Source organism: Actinoplanes sp. NPDC049599 (assembly GCF_044465625.1).
Taxonomy (GTDB): Bacteria; Actinomycetota; Actinomycetes; order Mycobacteriales; family Micromonosporaceae; genus Actinoplanes.
In genome coordinates, this window is record NZ_JBITLX010000005.1 from 162,559 (window position 1) to 178,378 (window position 15,820).

Here is a 15,820-nt window from a genome sequence, read left to right on the forward strand (position 1 = left end):
CGCGAGCGCCCGGCTGAGACCGTGGCCCGAGCGCCCGGCTGAACAGCGCGTCCGGGTGGGACCTGCTCAGACGGGCGCCGGCGCCGGGGCGGTGAGCCGCCGCAGCTGCCGCACCACCGGCAGGGTGAGCAGCAGCCCCACCACCGGGAGCAGGAACGCCAGCCGCAGCCCGACCGGCTCGGAGAGCAACCCGAGCAGCACCGCGCCCAGCAGCGCGCCGCCGTAGTTGAACAGGTTGACCCGGGCGATCACCTCGTCGCTGTTGCCGGGCGCGGCGTGCCCGGCGGCGCTGAACGCGAGCGGCACCAGCACACCCACGCCGAGGCCGGTGAGGGCGAAGCCCACCACGGCCGCCGCGATCGACGGCACCGCGGCGGCCAGCCCGCAGCCCACCGCGCAGACCAGCAGGGACGCGGTCGCGGCCGCCGGCCGGCCGACCCGGGGCACCACGTGGTCGCCGGTCAGCCGGGAGACGAGCACCGCGAACTGGTACGCGGCGTAGCCCAGCGGCGCGACCGAGTCGGCGGCGGACAGGGAGTCGTGCAGATAGACCGTGCTCCAGGTGCTGACCGCCGAGTCGGCGAGGAACGCGGTGAAGATCAGCGTGCCGCAGACCAGCACCACCCGGCGGGTGCCGACCCGGGGGTGGTGGTGGCCGGTCAGGTCCGGCATCACGGTGCGGGCCGGCTCGTACCCGCGCCAGCCGGCCGCCGCGATGACCAGGGCGAACGCCCCGGCGGCTCCGACCGCCACGCTGGCCCCGGCGCCGCCCGCGACGAACGCGGACATCAGCAGCGCGGCGGCGATGGCGGCGGCGGTGTAGGCCGCGAAGAGCCGGTTCATCACGCTGCGGCCCAGCCGGGCCTGGACCAGCACACCCTGCATGCTGAGCGACGCGTCGACGGTGCCGAGGCCCACGCCGTACCCGATGAGGACCGCGACGAACACGGCCGTCGGGGTGTGGAACGTGGTCAGGCCGAGGCCGAGGCCGACCGCGGCGAGGCCGCCGGCGAGCGCGAAGCGGGAGCCCCAGCGGGCGGCGGCCAGATCCGCGAGCAGCGAGCCGCCGGCCGCGGCCACCACCACGAGCAGCAGGATCACCGAGACCAGGGCGTCGTCGAGGCCCTGGCGCTCCTTGAACATCGGCAGCGCGGTGACCACCGCGGCGTAGCCGAGGCCCTGGGCCGCGTAGCCCGCGCCGATCCACCGGGCCCGGGCGCCGCCGGTCGGTTCCGTAGCGGTCATCGCCGGCCGGATCGGGAAACGTGTGAATCTCTCACGATCTCCATGGGCGCTCACTTTGGCACGCCGGAGCCCGCTCGTCGATAGGGGGAACGGTCCACCACGCCCCCACCCTCACACAGGGCGACGGGGATGCGAGCGGAAAGGCCCGCTGGTGGCAGACTTGCCGGCATGGGGTTGTTCACGATCGAGCGGGCACGCCGGGAGCTGACCGGGCTGCGGTCGCTGCTCGACGAGTTCGTCGTGGTGCGGGCGGACGTGGTCGAGCTGTCCGCCGCGCTGTCCGACGGCGGCGAGCCGACCACGCTGGGCGGGCTGCCGGAGTGGAAGGCCGCGGAGGCCCGGCTGAACGAGATGATGACCGAGGTGCAGGAGACCGGCGCCGAGCTCAAGGGCATCGCGCCGCTGCTGGTGGACTGGCCCGCCGACCTCGACGGGGTGCCGGTGCTGCTGTGCTGGCTCGAGGGCGAGGCGGAGCTGACCTGGTACCACCGCGCGGACCTTGGCTTCGCCGGCCGCCGCCGGTTGCCCTGAGCGACCCGCCGCGGTGACCGCGGCCGCCGGCGCCGGCCATCAAGGAGCAGGGGTACGACGTCGACCACCGAACCGGCGACCGGGGCGGCGCCGGCCCGCCGCACCGATGCGTTGGTCGTGGCCGGCGGCCCGGCGGCGGCCCGGCGGCCTCAGCCCATGAGGAAGTGCAGGTCGCGGAGGGTTTCCGAGGCGGCGATCGGGTGGAGGTCGGCGAAGGTGGCCGGGCCCGCCGGGCGGGGACCGGTGGAACCAGCCGAGCCGGTGGATCCGGCTGAGCCGTCCGGGGACAGGCTGGTCGTCCATACCTGGATGCGGGTCAGGTGTTTGGCGTGTTGGTCCGGGTCCTGCCAGTGGTAGCCGGGCGTGAACTCGACCTCCACCGTGCGGTCGCCGGGCCAGGCGCGCAGGATCGCGTCGTGGCTCTGGTTGAAGCGCCAGCCGCGGGCCGTCAGGGCGAACAGCCGTTTGCTGTCGGCCGCCGCGCCCACCAGGGGCGCCGGGTCGGTGCCGGTCGGGGTGAGCAGTTCGCGGCTCAGCTGCCGGAACGGCTGGATGATCTCGTAGTCGGCGAAGACCGTCGCCCAGGTGCTGCGGTCGGCCGCGAAGTGCCACGGGTGCGCGACCCCGACCGTCGCGGTGCCGTCGAGGGTCAGAGTCTTGTCGTCGAGGTCGGCGAACGTGCGGTCCTCGGCCACCCGGAACAGGGTCGCGACCTCGCCGCGGTCGTCGAAGGTCGCCCACAGCAGCCGCCGGACCAGCTGCCCCACCAGCGGATGCCGGACGAGCAGGCGCTGGAATTCGTCTCCGCTCCAGCGGCGGCCCTCGACCATCGCCTCCTCCAGCGCCCGGATCCGTTCCCCGGCGACGGCCTGTACGTCCTTCTTCAGCTCCGTGAAACGCCGGTGGGCGGCCGGGGCCAGCGCCTGGTCGTCCGCGGCGGCCGGCCGGGGCAGCCGGGCCAGCCGGGTGCCGTGCCCGTCGGTGATGACCGGGGCGAACTGCTCGTCGAAGCCGACGGTGAACCGCCGGGGCCCATAGTCGACGGTAGTGCGGCCGTCGGCGTCCAGGCCGAGGTCCGGCACGATCTGATCGGCCAGCTGGTCGGGGCTCAGCCCGCGGGCCGCGCCCACCCGATCAAGGCGCTCCTGGGCCTGGGCGCGGAAGCCCTTGCTCCCGGCCTTGCGCGACAACCGGTGCAGGTGCGTCAGGGCGACGTCGGAGCCGATCGCGGCCAGCACGTCCATCCCGGTGCGCACCCGCCCGCTGCTGCCCTTGGCCCAGGACGGGAAGAGCGCGGTCAGCGCAGGCACGGTGGTGTCGTCACCCAGCAGGGCCAGCGCCACCATCGCGAGGTTGCTCGCCGGCGGGTACTGCGCGGCCTGCCACTGCTCGAAGACCGCCCAGGCGAACACCGCCAGGCCGGGCGGCTCGCAGTGGGCCCGCACCTCGGCGAGGCCCGGGTGGGGTGCTCCGATCTTCGAGACCGCCAGCAGCGCGCACAACTGCCGCACCGCCTCCGGGGGCAGTGCCGGGCCGCCCGCTCGCGCGCCGATCACCGGCAGGGTCGGCAGGACCAGCCACTCCGGCAGGTCGGGCACCCGCATCGGCCGGCCGCTCGGGCTGCGCGGCGGCCCGGCGAGCACCGGCGGCGTCACCTCAGGTGCGACGGCTGCCGCCGGCGCTGCCACGCTGCCGAGGATGGCCTGCACCCGGGCCCGCTCCGGCGCGTCCAGGGCCGGCAGCACCGCGGCGACCGCCTCCGGGTAAGCCAGCACGTGATTGCGCAGCAGCTCCGTCAGGACCTCCGTGCCCTCCGCCTCGGCCGTCCTGGCGATCAGGACCCGCAGGGCACGCCGCGGGTCACGCTTGGCGGCGGTCAGCACGGCGGGCCGGACGTACTTGCGCTCGACGCGGTCGACCAGGTGGCCGAACGCCTCGTCGGTGGGCACCGCGGCCAGCGCCGCGATCGCCCGTTTCTCGTCCTCGGCGCTCTCCAGCACCCGGCGGTACGGCGCGCTGAAGTGCTCGTCCAGCAGGCCGGCCAGGCCCGCGCCGATCCCCGCGCCGCCGCCGGCCACGATCTCCCGCGCGCGGGCCAGCACCGGGGCCGGCAGCACCGCGGCCGCGGCCGGGACCAGGCGCGGATCGGCCAGCACCTGGGTGCCCAGCAGGTCCCGGTACACCGCGAGCTCGTGCGGGTTGGTCAGGAGGGCCTGGCCGTACTCGGCCTTGAACGACGCTGGTTCCGCCGCTGCCAGCTCGGCGAGGATGCGCAGCGCGCGTACCGGATAGCGGGTGAGGATCCCGGATTTCAGCAGAGCGGCCAGGCGGATCCGGGGCGCGCCGACGGTGTCCCGGCAGAGCAGCCGGAAGGCCTCGTCGGTCGGCGTCGCCGCGAGCAGCCGCAGACCCTCCGGCCCCACCCGCCTGGAGTAAGTGAAGGTGGCCTCCGTGTCGTCCAGCCACAACAGCTCGCGATAGAACGGCTCGATCAGGACCGGCACGGCGGCCGGCCCGACCCCGTCGAGCACAGTGGCCACGTTCGCCGGCGTGCGGTAGCCCAGCAGGGTAGCCCGGATGACGCCGCGAAGCAGCTCGAGGTGGCGGACCGAGCTCGCCGCCAGCAGCAGGATGCCGCTCAGGCTCCGCCGGAGCTCCCGACCGACGTCGTCCGGGCCGGCGGCGCACCAGGCCGCGGCCGCGGCGCAGTCCTCGTCGACCCAGGCCACCCGCGTCGGCGCCAGGTACGACGTGATCATCCGGCCGACCGGCGAGGTGCGGTAGCCGCCGAGCAACTCGCCGGCGCGGGCGTAGTCGGCGTCGGTGGCCACCGCCAGGTGCGCCCGCAGGGCCCGGGACACGCGCCAGAGGGTCTTGAGGTCGTCGCCCCGCCAGAGGCTCTCGTAGGTCTCGCCGGTGGCGGCCGGGTCGACCGACCAGAGCGAGCCGGCCGCGACGACGCCGATCAGCTCGCCGACGACCCGCACCGCGAACTCGAGGCCGAACCGGGACAGCCACGCCTCGACGGAGGCCGCCGCCGCGTCGTGCAGGTGCTGGCGGGTGAGGAGGGTGCCCACCGCGGCCCCGAGCTCGCTCGCGCCGCCCGCGGGATCGCCGGACTCCCGCCACGCGGCCAGGTAGCGGTCGCCCGCCGCCCGCAGCGCCGGATCGAAGATCACGCTGCGCTCGGCGGTCGCCCGGCGCAGGTTCTTCGCGGCCTGATCCGAGCTCAGCCAGGTGCGCAGCCGGTCGGCGGCACCGGGCGGCACGACCGGTGCGGGGCCGGGACAGCCGCCCCGGCGCGGGTGCACCTCCCCGCGCCAGTGCTCGGGCACAGCCCAGGTGTCCTCATCCGGCAGCACGAACGCGCGCACGCAAGCTCCTTCGCTCGACAGTGGAGCCTGAAAGCTAGACCACCGGTACGACAGGAACTCCAGGCCATTGACAGACATCAATGAAATCTGCCAGGGTCGGTGCGGGACCACCAGCGGAGCCAGTGGCCGGTCCGGGAGAGGGCGAAATCCCGGACAACCGTCCGTTCATGCTTGCGCGCGTCTTTCGTGCGGCGCCCGGTCCCTCGGCGCCGCCCCGTTCCCCGCGGGCTGCGCCCGGGCATCTCGATCCGGAAATCGAGTGCTGGAGGCACCATGTCATCCCCGATCCGCAAGACCCCGGCGCGCGTGCTCACCGTCGCGGTGACCGCCGTGCTGCTGCTCACGACCGCGCTCACCGGCGCCGCGTCCGCCCACGGTTCGACGATCGACCCGGCGTCCCGCAACTACGGCTGCTGGAAGCGGTGGGGCAGCGACTTCCAGAACCCCACGATGGCCACCGTCGACCCGATGTGCTGGCAGGCCTGGCAGGCCGACACCACCGCGATGTGGAACTGGAACGGTCTCTACCGGGAGAACGTCCAGGGCAACCACCAGGCGGCCGTCCCGAACGGGACGCTGTGCAGCGCCGGCAACACCGGCGGCACCCGCTACTCGGCGCTGGACACCCCGGGCAACTGGGTCGCGACCCGGATTCCCAACCCCGCCGCGTTCACCGTGGTGGCTCATGACCAGGCCCGGCACGGCGCCAAGTACTACCGGGTGTACGTGAGCCGGCAGGGCTGGAACCCGCTGACCCAGCGCCTGGCCTGGAGCGACCTGACGCTGCTCAAGGACACCGGGCCGATCGCGCCCGGGGCCGGCGAGACCACCACCGACCCGGTGCTGGGCGGGGTGTCGGTGAAGATCCCGGTGAGCGCGCCGGGGCTGACCGGCCGGCACGTCGTCTACACGGTCTGGGAGGCCGGCCACGCCGACCAGGTCTACTACTGGTGCGCCGACGTCACCTTCGGATGATCCCGGGTCAGGCGATCCCGCGGTACCGGCGCTGCGGCCGGCCCGCGGCGCTGGACCTCGGCCGGTCCCGCGGGGAGCGGGACCGGGTCGCCGGCGTGCTGCGCCGGCTCGGTCCCGACCGGCGCTGACCCGCCGGCTCCGGGCAGCGACAAGCCCGGGAGGCGTCGCCTCCCGGGCTTGCGCGTCAGGCCGCGGACGGGGTCTCGGCTCGGGCGTGGCGCCGAGCGCCTGCCCCTCCTTCAGACCGGTACGCACGTAGCGGTCCCTCTCCGCCAGCGTGCCGAAAGAGGCCCGCGTCGCGCATGGTGACGAACGGCGAGGTCGCCGGCGTGGGGGTGGCGATGGCCCGGTTGATGATCAGATTGTTGCGGGACGCGTTGGTGGTGGCCCGGTCCCGCGGACCTCGGGAGGAATAGATCACCCGGCCTGCCCAGCGGCCGGCCGGGAGGGCTTGGATGACGGGATGACCGAGGTGCGCCTGCTGACCTTCAACACCCTGATGCGGGGCGACGTCCGGCGCCGCCTGCACGCGCTGGGCGCCCTGCTGCGGCAGTCCGAGTACGACATCGTCTGCCTGCAGGAGGTGGCGTTCCGCCGGCACGCCGATCTGCTGCGCCGCGCCGCCGGCCGGTACGGCCATCATGCCTGGTCCGGCGCGGTGCTGCTGCGGGGCGGGCTCGTGCTGCTGTCCCGGTGGCCGGTCCGTGGCGCCCGCTTCACCCGGTACCCGCGCCTCGGTCCCGTCCGTGCCGAGTACCTCATGCGCAAGGGCGCGCAGCTCGCGGTCGTGGAGACCCCGGACGGCCCGCTCGTGGTCGCCAACACCCACCTGACGGCCAACCACGACAACGACTGGTCACCGCGGAACCGGTACACCCCGATCGCCCGCGCCGAGCTGGGCCACCTGGCGGCCGCGCTCGCCGCCGCCGATCCCGCGCTGCCGGCCGTGGTGGTGGGCGACCTCAACGTGCCGCGCGACTCGGTGGCCCTCGCCGGGTTCCTCGCCACGACCGGGCTCACCGACGTGCTGGCCGGCGACCCCGAGCCGACGTTCCGGCCGACGGCCCGGTGGCCGGACCCCCCGGCCTTCGACCACGTGCTCGTCCGCCCGGCTCCGGGACGGCCGCTGCCGGCCCGGGCGTGGCCGGTCTTCCCGGACGCGGTGCCGCTGCCCGGTGGCCGGACCGGTTATCTGTCCGACCACTACGGCGTGGCTGCGGCGCTCGGCTGAGGCCGGACCGATCCCATGGTGCGGGTGGTCAGCAGCGTCTCCAGCCCGCACAGCCGCATGACCTTCAGCGAGATACCGGTCGGGTTGACCACCTGGTAGTCCACGTGCCCGGCGAGGGCGGCGTGGCGGCCGGTCAGCAGGACGGCGACGCCGGTGCAGTCGCAGAAGGTGGTCGCGCTGAGGTCGACGAGCACGCTGCCGGGCCCGGTGCTCAGGGCGGCGGCGATCGCCCGGTTGAGCTGCCCGGCCGTGCCCATGTCGATCTCGCCATGGACGCAGAGCCGGATGCCGTCGCGGCTGCGGTTGCTGGTGATGCGGAAGCGGGGTGGCTGGCGGAGCGCTCGTTGAGTGGCGCGACGGTCCGGATCGGGGCGTCGGGATTCCATGTCAGCTCCTTGCGGTGCCGGTTCTGGACGGCGGCAGCGTCCGGTCACGACAGGGATGCCCGCAACAGCCGCCTGCGGGCCACCGGGGTCCCGGGCGACACCCTGACCTTACGCCTGCCGACCGTCGAAACTCACCGGCAGCGAGTGACCACTATTGGTTGATGCGGGCGGTCGGGCCGCCGTCCGCCCTCGCTCCGATCCGCCGACGCGGCGTCCCGCCGCTGGTCAGGAGGTTGCCGCCGGGTGGGAGCGGCGCCGGCGCGCCGCGACGGGCGGCACCGGCGACCACCGCCCGGACGGCTCTCCCGTGGTCGCCCGTTCGGGTGCGGTGCGATGACCCGGCGGCACTGGCGCCCCGGCACCGGTCCAGCGCCAGCGCCGGCTTCGGCTCGGCTCGGCTCGGTCCGGCTCGATCCGGCTCGGCTCGGCACCGGTCCGGCTCGGCCCGGTTCGGTCCGGTCCGGCTCGGCCCGGCTCGGCACCGGTCCGGCTCCGGCTTCGGCCCGGCCCGGCTCGGTCCGGCTCGGCCCGGGTCGGCCCGGCGCTGGCACGGGCCCTCCTGCCGGCCGGGGGCCGGTCCTTGTAGCCTCGGCGCATGGCTGATGCCGAGGACGTCCGCCGGCTGGCGCTGGCGCTGCCGCACACGGTGGAGATCGCCAGCGACGGCTTCGACTTCCGGGTGGCCGGCAAGGGATTTGTCTGGTCCTATCCGGAGCGCACCCCGGGCCGGCCGCGGGTGATCCGCACCGACGTCGCGGTGCTGTTCGTCGGCGACGAGGCCGAGAAGCAGGCGCTGCTGCTCGGCGAGCCCGACCTCTTCTTTACCGTGCCGGGGTACGACGGCCTGCCGCTGGTCATGCTGCGCCTGCCCGAGGTCGGCGTGGACCGCCTCACCGAGCTCGTGACCGACGCGTGGCGCATGCGCGCCCCGGCCGACCTCGTCGCGGCCCTGGACGAGGGCTCACCTCAGCCCGGATAGCTCAGCTCGGTCACCGCCGAGGTGTTGTCGACGGCGTTGATGGTGCGCACGCCGAGGGTGTGCGGGCCGGCCGGGGGCGCCGCCAGGATGATCGACGTGCCGCCGACCTGGCCGGCCGGCACCCCGTCGACGAGCACCTCGTAGCCCGCGACCGGGGGTGTGGCGAACGGCGACGGCACGACCGGGGCAGTCCACGACAACCGCAGCAGCCCGGCCGCCGGCGTCTCCACCCGCAGGTCGCTCGGCGCGTCGGGCACCTCGTCCCCGCGCCAGATCTGCCCCAGCGTCCGGTACGACAACGGCGACGAGTTGCCCGCCGGGTCCACCGCGCGCACCGCGAAGATGTAGATCCGGGGCGGCAGGGTCCCGCCGGTGGAGTACACGTACCGGGTGTCGGTGACCGTGGCGCGCAGCTGGCCGCTCTCGTACACCTCGTAGGCGACCGGGCCGTGGTCGTCGGTCGACGGCGCCCAGGTGAGCGTGAGGCCGGAGCTGATGTCCAGGACCAGCGGCCCGGGGCGGGTCGGCGCGGTGTGGTCGGCCGGGACGCCCGCGCAGTCGGCGCCGTTGAGGGTGCAGTGCGCCGGGGTGCCCTGGCCCTCGGCCACCCAGCCGAAGGTCGCCGACGATCCCGGCGCGAGCCGCGCGTTCCAGGTCTCGTTCGTGACGGTCCAGTGGTCCCCGGTGTGGCTGAACACGCCGCTGTAGGAGCTGGTCACCCGGGTGCCGGCGGCGAGGTCGAACTCCACCCGCCAGCCGTCGAGCACCGCCGGGCCGTCGTTGCGGACGGTGATGCTGCCGACGTAGCCGGCCGGCCACTGGGCCAGCCGGGTGAAGACGGCGACAGCCGTGGCGGTGGCCGGGGCGGCGGCGCGGGCGGCCGCGGGGGAGAGGACGGCGGCGGCGCTCAGCACGAGCACCGCCGCGAGACGAGCCGGGTTCCACATATCGACGAAGCTATATGTAAAGGCGCCATGATCGATAGTGTCGGCGGCTCCTCACCGGAACGGGAAAGCGTTCACTGAACCGGTATAGGGGACACCGCTGGCGGCGTACCGGAAATGGTTTGTCCCGGGCCGGGGTGGCGCGCCGTGCGCCACCCCGGCCCGGCCGGTCGGGGATCAGCGGATCAGGTGCGATCCCTTGTAGAGGAACGTCGGGCCGGACTGCTGGGCCGAGCGCAGGCTGCCGTCCGGGAAGATGCCGGTCCTGGTGACCGCCAGCGTGTACACGGCGTGTGCCGCCGCGTCGCCCAGTTCGAACAGGGCGTTGGTGCTGAGGTTGTTGATCGTGTCGCAGGCCTGGTGGTAGCACGCGTCGTACGGCTCGCCGGCCGTGCCGCCGTACACCTGGGCCTGCTCGGGGGTCTTGATCCCCTCGGCGCCGCTGAACAGGCCACCGGCCGGGATGCCGACGGCGATGAACGGGCCGTAGTCGGACCGGCCGTCGAACGCGGTCGGCTCCGACGCCAGGTTCTGCCCGGCGAAGTAGGAGGTGAAGATGCCCTCGATCGCCGCGGATCCGGGCGGGCCGGAGGCGCCGGCGGCCGAGCCGTCGCCGTCATAGACGAAGCGGACGTGGTTCGGGGAGCCGAGCATGTCGAAGTTGAGGTTGGCGTAGATCCGGCCGAGCTGGGCGTCGGTGAGGGTGGCGACGTAGTGCTCGGAGCCCAGCAGGCCGGCCTCCTCGGCGCCCCAGAACGCGAAGCGGACCTGCTGGCGCGGCTTGACCTTCAGCGCCTTCAGCTGCTCGGCGATCTCCAGGAGGGTGGCCGTGCCGCTGCCGTTGTCGTTGATGCCGGGGCCTTCGAGGACCGAGTCGAGGTGCGCGCCCACCACCACGACCTTCTCCGGGTCGCCGCCCGGAGTGTCGGCCAGCACGTTGCTGGTCTGCCGGTTCTCGGTGACCGTCGAGGTGGTCACCCGGGCGGTGACCGGGCCGGCCTGGGCGGCCGCGTACAGGGCCGAGGCGTCGGCGAAGTTCAGGCCGACGACCGGCACGGTGAAGACCGCGCCGAGGTCGCCGGTGAACAGGTCGGTCCGGCCGGGCTGGCCCTCGTTGAAGATGATGACGGCGTCGTAGCCCGCGGCCACGGCGTTGGTGACCTTGATCTGGAACGTGCAGGTGCCGCGCTGGACGAGCGCGATCGCCGGCCCGGCGGGCGCCGGCGGGAAGTCCGAGGCCTCGCAGCCGGAGGTTGATCCGGGGGTGGGCGGCGGCGGGATCAGCACGTCGTTGGTCGGCACGACCGCGCCGGTGACGTCACCGCTGCCGGAGAAGTTGAACGTCCCGGTCTCGTAGGTGGTCGGCGTCGGCGTCAGCTGCGCCAGGGTGGCCGGGGCCAGCTCCTGGAAGAACGGGAAGGTGAACTGCTGCTCCCGGACCCGGTACCCGGACGCCCGCAGGGTGTTCTTCACGTACGCCGCGGAGGCTGCGAAGCCGGGGGTGCCGGAGGCGCGGGTGCCGCCGTTGGTGTTGGCGATGCGCTGCAGGGCGCGCTGGTGGCTGAGAATGCCGCCGACCGTCACGGCGTCGCGGAGTTTCTTGCTGTTCACGGTGTCGACGGCTGCCGCCGGTGTCGCGGCGAGCGTCACCAGCAGCAGTGCTGCCGCCGGAATGGCCGATCTACGCATATACCCTCCCAGGTCAATGGCGCGTTTCCTCGCCGCGGCGATGAGGACTCGGCATGACCCGCAGCGACGAGGGCGATACTCCATGTGTGCCCTGGTAGAGTAACTGTCTTGAGTGGAGCCGGGGAGATCCGTAAAAACGCTTCCGCCGGGGGCGATGGATGATTCCCCCGGAGTCGGACCCGGGCCCGCCGGCAAATGGCCGAATGCGTGGGGTGAGTCGGACACGCCAGAAATGTGCTTACCGTCATCCCGATGGAATCGGGGCGCATGACGCCCTTCCCGCACATCGACATTCGCAGATATCGAGAGAGTCCGGTCAGGGAAGCGAGGCAAGCCTGGGCGCGCGTGCCCACAAAATCTACGCCTCAGGAACTAGACTTTCTGGCAAGCGGCGGCTAGTGTTTGGTTCGGCAACACCGCACCGCCCGTTATGGGGGCGAAGGAGCAGGGCCGAGGCACGTTCGGGGCTCCGCTCGGCACCACCGCACGGCGCACCGCCGCACGTGCCGGGGCCATGACGTCGCATGGGGTTCCGGCGCCGGCGGGCGAGAGCACGACGCACGAGCACAGGAAGTCAGAGGAAAGGGAGGGTCCCGCACCGTTTTCACGGCAAAGCCGACGTTCTGTCGGTGGATGGTGTTACTGATCCAGAATCCCCGGGCCCCGGCGCACCCCGCGCCGGGGCCCTCGTCGTGTGCGGGGGCGCTCTCAGCCCGGGCCCAGCAGGCCGTTGATCAGGTCTTCCAGCGGCCCGACGAGGTCCTGCTCGCCCGCCGAGGCCAGCGGCTCCATCGCCGCCGTGGAGCGCAGCAGCGCGATGCCCAGCGCGGCCGACAGTGCGATCTGGGCGCGCAGCAGCAGGCGGTCGTCGCCTGCCCGGCCCGCCGTGGCCGCCAGCCGCTCGGCGAACGAGCGCAGGATGCCCAGCCGGATCTGGTCGGCGCGCTCGTCGCCGGACGAGCGGAGCAGCAGCAGGAGCTGGCTGGGGTGCTTGCCGGCGTGCGGACCGGCCAGCTGGCGGGCGATGGCGTGCGGCACCCGGTCCAGGGTCACGTCCGCCGAGACCGCCCGGCCGAGCTCGTCGACCGCCCCGGTCAGGCAGGCCTTGAACAGGCCCTCCTTGGACGTGAAGTAGCGGTTGATCAGCGCGACGTTCACCCCCGCCTCGTCGGCGATGTCCCGCACGGTGGTGGCCGCGTACCCGTCGCGGGCGAAGCGGCGCCGGGCGGCGTCGAGCAGCAGCAGCTGGGTGCCGGCCGCGTTCCGGCGCCGGGGAGCGGGCGGGGCGGACTCCGGGGGTGGGGGTGCACTGATCGTCATGGCTTCCTTCCGGTACGCGACCAGCGTAGCGAACCGGGAGTGTGACGTAAACAATCGTTGACTTTGCCGGGGCGGCGCCGATACTGGAGCAAGTCAGCAAGCGTTTACATCTAGCTCGGGGATCTCATGACGCAAACCATCAAGGAGTCCCGCCCCGCGGACTCCGCACCGGCCGTCGGCCGTTCCGCCGGCGGCATGCTGGTCGTGTACCTGTCGCTGGGCGGCCTGGCGTTCGCGGTGCTCCAGTCGCTGGTGGCGCCGGCGCTGTCGACGATCGGGCGGGAGCTCGGCGCCGCCACCGCGGACGCCAGCTGGGTGATCACCGCGTACCTGTTGTCGGCGTCGGTCCTGACGCCGATCCTGGGCCGGCTCGGCGACATGGTCGGCAAGCGCCGGGTGCTCATCGGCGTGCTGGCGATCCTGGCGGCGGGCACCCTGCTGGCCGCGCTGGCGCCGAACCTGGTCGTGCTGATCGTCGCCCGGGCGCTGCAGGGCGCGGCCGGGGCGATCCTGCCGCTGTCGATCGGCATCGTGCGCGACGAGCTGCCCCGGGAGAAGGTCGGCGTCACGGTCGGCCTGCTGTCGGCGATCTTCGGTGTCGGCGCCGGCGTCGGCATCGTGGCCGCGGGCCCGATCGTCGAGCACCTGTCCTGGCACTGGCTGTTCTGGCTGCCGCTGGTGCTGGTCGTCGTCGCGCTGCTCGGGACGATCTTCGGGATGAAGGAGTCGCCGGTGCGCACGCCGGGCCGGCTGGACGTGCTCGGCGCGGGCATCCTGTCGGTCTCGCTGGTGTCGCTGCTGCTGGCGATCAGCAAGGGCCAGGCCTGGGGCTGGGCCGACGGCAGGACGGTCGGCCTGCTCGCGCTCGGCGCCGTCGCGCTGGTCGCGTTCGTCCTGGTCGAGCTGCGGGTCCGGGAGCCGCTGATCGACATGCGGCTGATGAAGGTCCGCGGCGTGTGGGCCACCGACCTGGTCGCGCTCATCCTCGGCTTCGCGATGTTCGGCACCTTCCTGCTGGTGCCGACGCTGCTCCAGCTGCCCGCGGCCACCGGGTACGGCTTCGGCAGGAGCGTGTCCCAGGCGGGCCTGTTCCTGCTGCCCACGGTCCTCATGATGATCGTCTTCGGGCCGCTGGCCGGGCTGCTGGACCGCCGCTTCGGCCCCAAGGTGCCGATGCTGCTGGGCGCCGTCTCGGTGGTGGTCGCGTTCGCGCTGCCGGCGCTCGGGCACGGCGCGATCTGGCAGGTGCTGCTCTCCGGGGTGCTCACCGGTGCCGGCATCGGCCTGGCGTTCGCGGCGATGTCCAACGCCATCATCGAGAACGTGCCGGCCACCCAGACGGGTGAGGCGACCGGCGTCAACACCATCGCGCGGACCATCGGCAGCAGCATCGGCACGGCCGTCGTGGCGGCCGTCATCTCCTCGCACACCACCGCGCGGGGACTGCCCACCGACGACGCGTTCACGTACGGCTTCCTGGTCTGCGCCGGGGTGGCCGTGCTCGCCGTGGTCGCCGCGCTGGCGCTGCCCTCGGCGCGCCGGGGCGCGGCTTCCGCGACGGCGGCCCTGCCCGGCTGACACCGCCGCCCGCGCCCGGGGCACCGCGGCCGAGGGCCGGCGCGGGAACCGGGCGCGCCCCGCGGCCGTGCGTATGGATGAATCTAAATATCTGGGAGCGCTCCCATTGTGGACCACGGTGCCGCGTCGTACGTTGTTACGGACGTGTGTCAAGGCCCGCGATCCGAGGTAGGACATGAAGAGACGACTCGCCACTCTCGCCGCCGCGGCGGTCGCTGCCGCCGCCTCCGTCCTGTTCTTCGTTGCTCCCGCGTACGCGGCGACGGGCCTGCACGTCAGCGGCCGGGCGATCGTCGAGGCGGGCGGGCAGCCGTTCGTGATGCGCGGGGTGAACCACGAGCACACCTGGTTCACCAGCGAGACCGACTCCTTCGCCGACATCAAGGCCAAGGGCGCCAACACCGTCCGGGTCGTGCTCAGCGGCGGCCGGTGGACCGCGAACAGCGCGAGCGACGTGGCCAACGTGATCTCGCTGTGCAAGCAGAACCGGCTCATCTGCGTCCTGGAGGACCACGACACCACCGGCTACGGCGAGGACGGCGCCGCCTACACCCTGGATCAGGCGGTCAACTACTGGATCGGCCTGAAGAGCGTGCTGGTCGGCCAGGAGGACTACATCAGCATCAACATCGGCAACGAGCCGATCGGCAACACCAACCCGGGCCAGTGGACCGCCGCGACGGCCGCGGCGATCCAGAAGATGCGCAGCAACGGCTTCCAGCACCTGCTGATGGTCGACGCGCCGAACTGGGGCCAGGACTGGACCTACGTGATGCGCGACAACGCGCAGACCGTGCTCGACGCCGACACCCTGCACAACACCGTGCTCTCCATCCACATGTACGCGGTGTTCAACACCGCCGCGTCCATCACCTCCTACCTGGACACCTTCCAGGCCAAGGGCTGGCCGCTGGTGATCGGCGAGTTCGGCTGGCAGTTCAGCTCCGGCGAGGTGGACGACCAGACGCTGATGGCCGAGGCGGACGCCCGCGGCCTCGGCTACCTGGGCTGGTCGTGGGCCGGCAACAACGACCCGATCCTGGACATGACGGTCGGTTTCGACCCGAACCAGCTGACCACCTGGGGCCAGCGGGTCTTCAACGGCCCGCACGGGATCAAGGCGACCGCCCGCGAGGCCGCGATCTTCGGCGGCACCGCCCCGCCCAGCACCCCACCGGCCAGCACCCCGCCCACGAGCACCCCGCCCACGTCCACGCCGCCGACCAGCCCCCCGCCCTCGGGTGGCTGCGCGGCCGCGTACACGGCGGGCGGGCAGTGGTCGGGCGGGTTCCAGGGTGAGGTGAAGGTGACCGCCGGCGCCACCGCGGTCAAGGGCTGGACCGTGACCCTGGCCTTCCCGAACGGGCAGACGATCACCCAGGTGTGGAACGCCACCGTGACCGGCAGCGGATCCACCGTGACCGCCCGCAACGTCGGCTACAACGGCAGCCTCGCCGCCGGGGCGAGCACGACCTTCGGCTTCCTGGGCGCATGGACCGGCACCAACGGCGCGCCGGCGCTGACCTGCGCGGCGACCTGAGCGGGTGACGCCCCGGCGGATGATCGCC

13 protein-coding genes are annotated in these 15,820 nt (G+C 73.4%); 7 read left to right on the plus strand and 6 right to left on the minus strand.

Annotated features, from left to right (window positions below; genetic code table 11):
- Window positions 1-66: 66 nt before the first annotated feature.
- On the minus strand, window positions 67-1,245 hold the full coding sequence (locus tag ACIBQZ_RS11785; protein WP_396088542.1) for an MFS transporter: 1,179 nt from the start codon (window positions 1,243-1,245) through the stop codon (window positions 67-69).
- Window positions 1,246-1,413: 168 nt separating this feature from the next.
- Between ACIBQZ_RS11785 and ACIBQZ_RS11790 the strand changes: the two genes are divergently transcribed.
- Window positions 1,414-1,776: a DUF2203 domain-containing protein gene (locus tag ACIBQZ_RS11790; protein ID WP_396088543.1), complete on the plus strand. Its 363-nt coding sequence runs from the start codon at window positions 1,414-1,416 to the stop codon at window positions 1,774-1,776.
- 149 nt (window positions 1,777-1,925) lie between these two features.
- Here the strand turns inward: ACIBQZ_RS11790 and ACIBQZ_RS11795 are convergent, their stop codons facing one another.
- Complete coding sequence (locus ACIBQZ_RS11795; RefSeq protein WP_396088544.1) at window positions 1,926-5,150, minus strand: DUF4132 domain-containing protein; 3,225 nt, start codon at window positions 5,148-5,150, stop codon at window positions 1,926-1,928.
- 273 nt (window positions 5,151-5,423) lie between these two features.
- On the opposite strand from ACIBQZ_RS11795, the gene ACIBQZ_RS11800 reads away from it, so the two are divergent.
- From ACIBQZ_RS11800 to ACIBQZ_RS11810, 3 genes are all read left to right on the plus strand, one after another.
- Window positions 5,424-6,125 carry a lytic polysaccharide monooxygenase gene (locus ACIBQZ_RS11800; RefSeq protein WP_396088545.1) on the plus strand — a complete coding sequence of 234 codons (702 nt, stop codon included), beginning with the start codon at window positions 5,424-5,426 and terminating at the stop codon, window positions 6,123-6,125.
- Complete coding sequence (locus ACIBQZ_RS11805) at window positions 6,122-6,253, plus strand: hypothetical protein (RefSeq protein ID WP_396088546.1); 132 nt, start codon at window positions 6,122-6,124, stop codon at window positions 6,251-6,253. Before ACIBQZ_RS11800 ends, ACIBQZ_RS11805 begins: the two co-directional genes overlap by 4 nt.
- A gap of 335 nt (window positions 6,254-6,588) precedes the next feature.
- On the plus strand, window positions 6,589-7,356 hold the full coding sequence (locus ACIBQZ_RS11810; RefSeq protein ID WP_396088547.1) for an endonuclease/exonuclease/phosphatase family protein: 768 nt from the start codon (window positions 6,589-6,591) through the stop codon (window positions 7,354-7,356).
- Here the strand turns inward: ACIBQZ_RS11810 and ACIBQZ_RS11815 are convergent.
- A complete protein-coding gene (locus tag ACIBQZ_RS11815; RefSeq protein WP_396088548.1) occupies window positions 7,329-7,742 on the minus strand; it encodes an STAS domain-containing protein in 414 nt (137 codons plus the stop codon). The two genes, ACIBQZ_RS11810 and ACIBQZ_RS11815, sit on opposite strands and share 28 nt — an antisense overlap.
- A gap of 595 nt (window positions 7,743-8,337) precedes the next feature.
- On the opposite strand from ACIBQZ_RS11815, the gene ACIBQZ_RS11820 reads away from it, so the two are divergent.
- The gene (locus ACIBQZ_RS11820) at window positions 8,338-8,721 is read left to right on the plus strand and encodes an MmcQ/YjbR family DNA-binding protein (protein ID WP_396088549.1); all 384 of its coding nucleotides are present in this window, start codon (window positions 8,338-8,340) and stop codon (window positions 8,719-8,721) included.
- Here ACIBQZ_RS11820 and ACIBQZ_RS11825 read toward each other — a convergent pair.
- From ACIBQZ_RS11825 to ACIBQZ_RS11835, 3 genes are all read right to left on the minus strand, one after another.
- Entirely contained in the window at window positions 8,709-9,668 is a 960-nt protein-coding gene (locus ACIBQZ_RS11825; protein WP_396088550.1) for a cellulose binding domain-containing protein, read from the minus strand. The two genes, ACIBQZ_RS11820 and ACIBQZ_RS11825, sit on opposite strands and share 13 nt — an antisense overlap.
- A 174-nt stretch (window positions 9,669-9,842) precedes the next feature.
- On the minus strand, window positions 9,843-11,354 hold the full coding sequence (locus ACIBQZ_RS11830) for a M28 family metallopeptidase (RefSeq protein ID WP_396088551.1): 1,512 nt from the start codon (window positions 11,352-11,354) through the stop codon (window positions 9,843-9,845).
- Between the two features lie 708 nt (window positions 11,355-12,062).
- On the minus strand, window positions 12,063-12,674 hold the full coding sequence (locus ACIBQZ_RS11835) for a TetR family transcriptional regulator (protein WP_396088552.1): 612 nt from the start codon (window positions 12,672-12,674) through the stop codon (window positions 12,063-12,065).
- Window positions 12,675-12,800: 126 nt separating this feature from the next.
- Between ACIBQZ_RS11835 and ACIBQZ_RS11840 the strand changes: the two genes are divergently transcribed.
- Together ACIBQZ_RS11840 and ACIBQZ_RS11845 are read left to right on the plus strand one after the other, a co-directional pair.
- Entirely contained in the window at window positions 12,801-14,252 is a 1,452-nt protein-coding gene (locus ACIBQZ_RS11840; protein WP_396088553.1) for an MFS transporter, read from the plus strand.
- 175 nt (window positions 14,253-14,427) lie between these two features.
- Window positions 14,428-15,792, plus strand: coding sequence for a cellulase family glycosylhydrolase (locus ACIBQZ_RS11845; protein WP_396088554.1), 1,365 nt, complete (start codon window positions 14,428-14,430; stop codon window positions 15,790-15,792).
- The last annotated feature ends 28 nt before the right edge of the window (window positions 15,793-15,820 follow it).

Coding starts and splice junctions, on each gene's coding strand:
- ACIBQZ_RS11785 (WP_396088542.1), bottom strand. CDS start 1,245: ATGACCGCTACGGAACCGACCGGCGGCGCCCGGGCCCGGTGGATCGGC.
- ACIBQZ_RS11790 (WP_396088543.1), top strand. CDS start 1,414: ATGGGGTTGTTCACGATCGAGCGGGCACGCCGGGAGCTGACCGGGCTG.
- ACIBQZ_RS11800 (WP_396088545.1), top strand. CDS start 5,424: ATGTCATCCCCGATCCGCAAGACCCCGGCGCGCGTGCTCACCGTCGCG.
- ACIBQZ_RS11805 (WP_396088546.1), top strand. CDS start 6,122: ATGATCCCGGGTCAGGCGATCCCGCGGTACCGGCGCTGCGGCCGGCCC.
- ACIBQZ_RS11810 (WP_396088547.1), top strand. CDS start 6,589: ATGACCGAGGTGCGCCTGCTGACCTTCAACACCCTGATGCGGGGCGAC.
- ACIBQZ_RS11815 (WP_396088548.1), bottom strand. CDS start 7,742: ATGGAATCCCGACGCCCCGATCCGGACCGTCGCGCCACTCAACGAGCG.
- ACIBQZ_RS11820 (WP_396088549.1), top strand. CDS start 8,338: ATGGCTGATGCCGAGGACGTCCGCCGGCTGGCGCTGGCGCTGCCGCAC.
- ACIBQZ_RS11825 (WP_396088550.1), bottom strand. CDS start 9,668: ATGTGGAACCCGGCTCGTCTCGCGGCGGTGCTCGTGCTGAGCGCCGCC.
- ACIBQZ_RS11830 (WP_396088551.1), bottom strand. CDS start 11,354: ATGCGTAGATCGGCCATTCCGGCGGCAGCACTGCTGCTGGTGACGCTC.
- ACIBQZ_RS11835 (WP_396088552.1), bottom strand. CDS start 12,674: ATGACGATCAGTGCACCCCCACCCCCGGAGTCCGCCCCGCCCGCTCCC.
- ACIBQZ_RS11840 (WP_396088553.1), top strand. CDS start 12,801: ATGACGCAAACCATCAAGGAGTCCCGCCCCGCGGACTCCGCACCGGCC.
- ACIBQZ_RS11845 (WP_396088554.1), top strand. CDS start 14,428: ATGAAGAGACGACTCGCCACTCTCGCCGCCGCGGCGGTCGCTGCCGCC.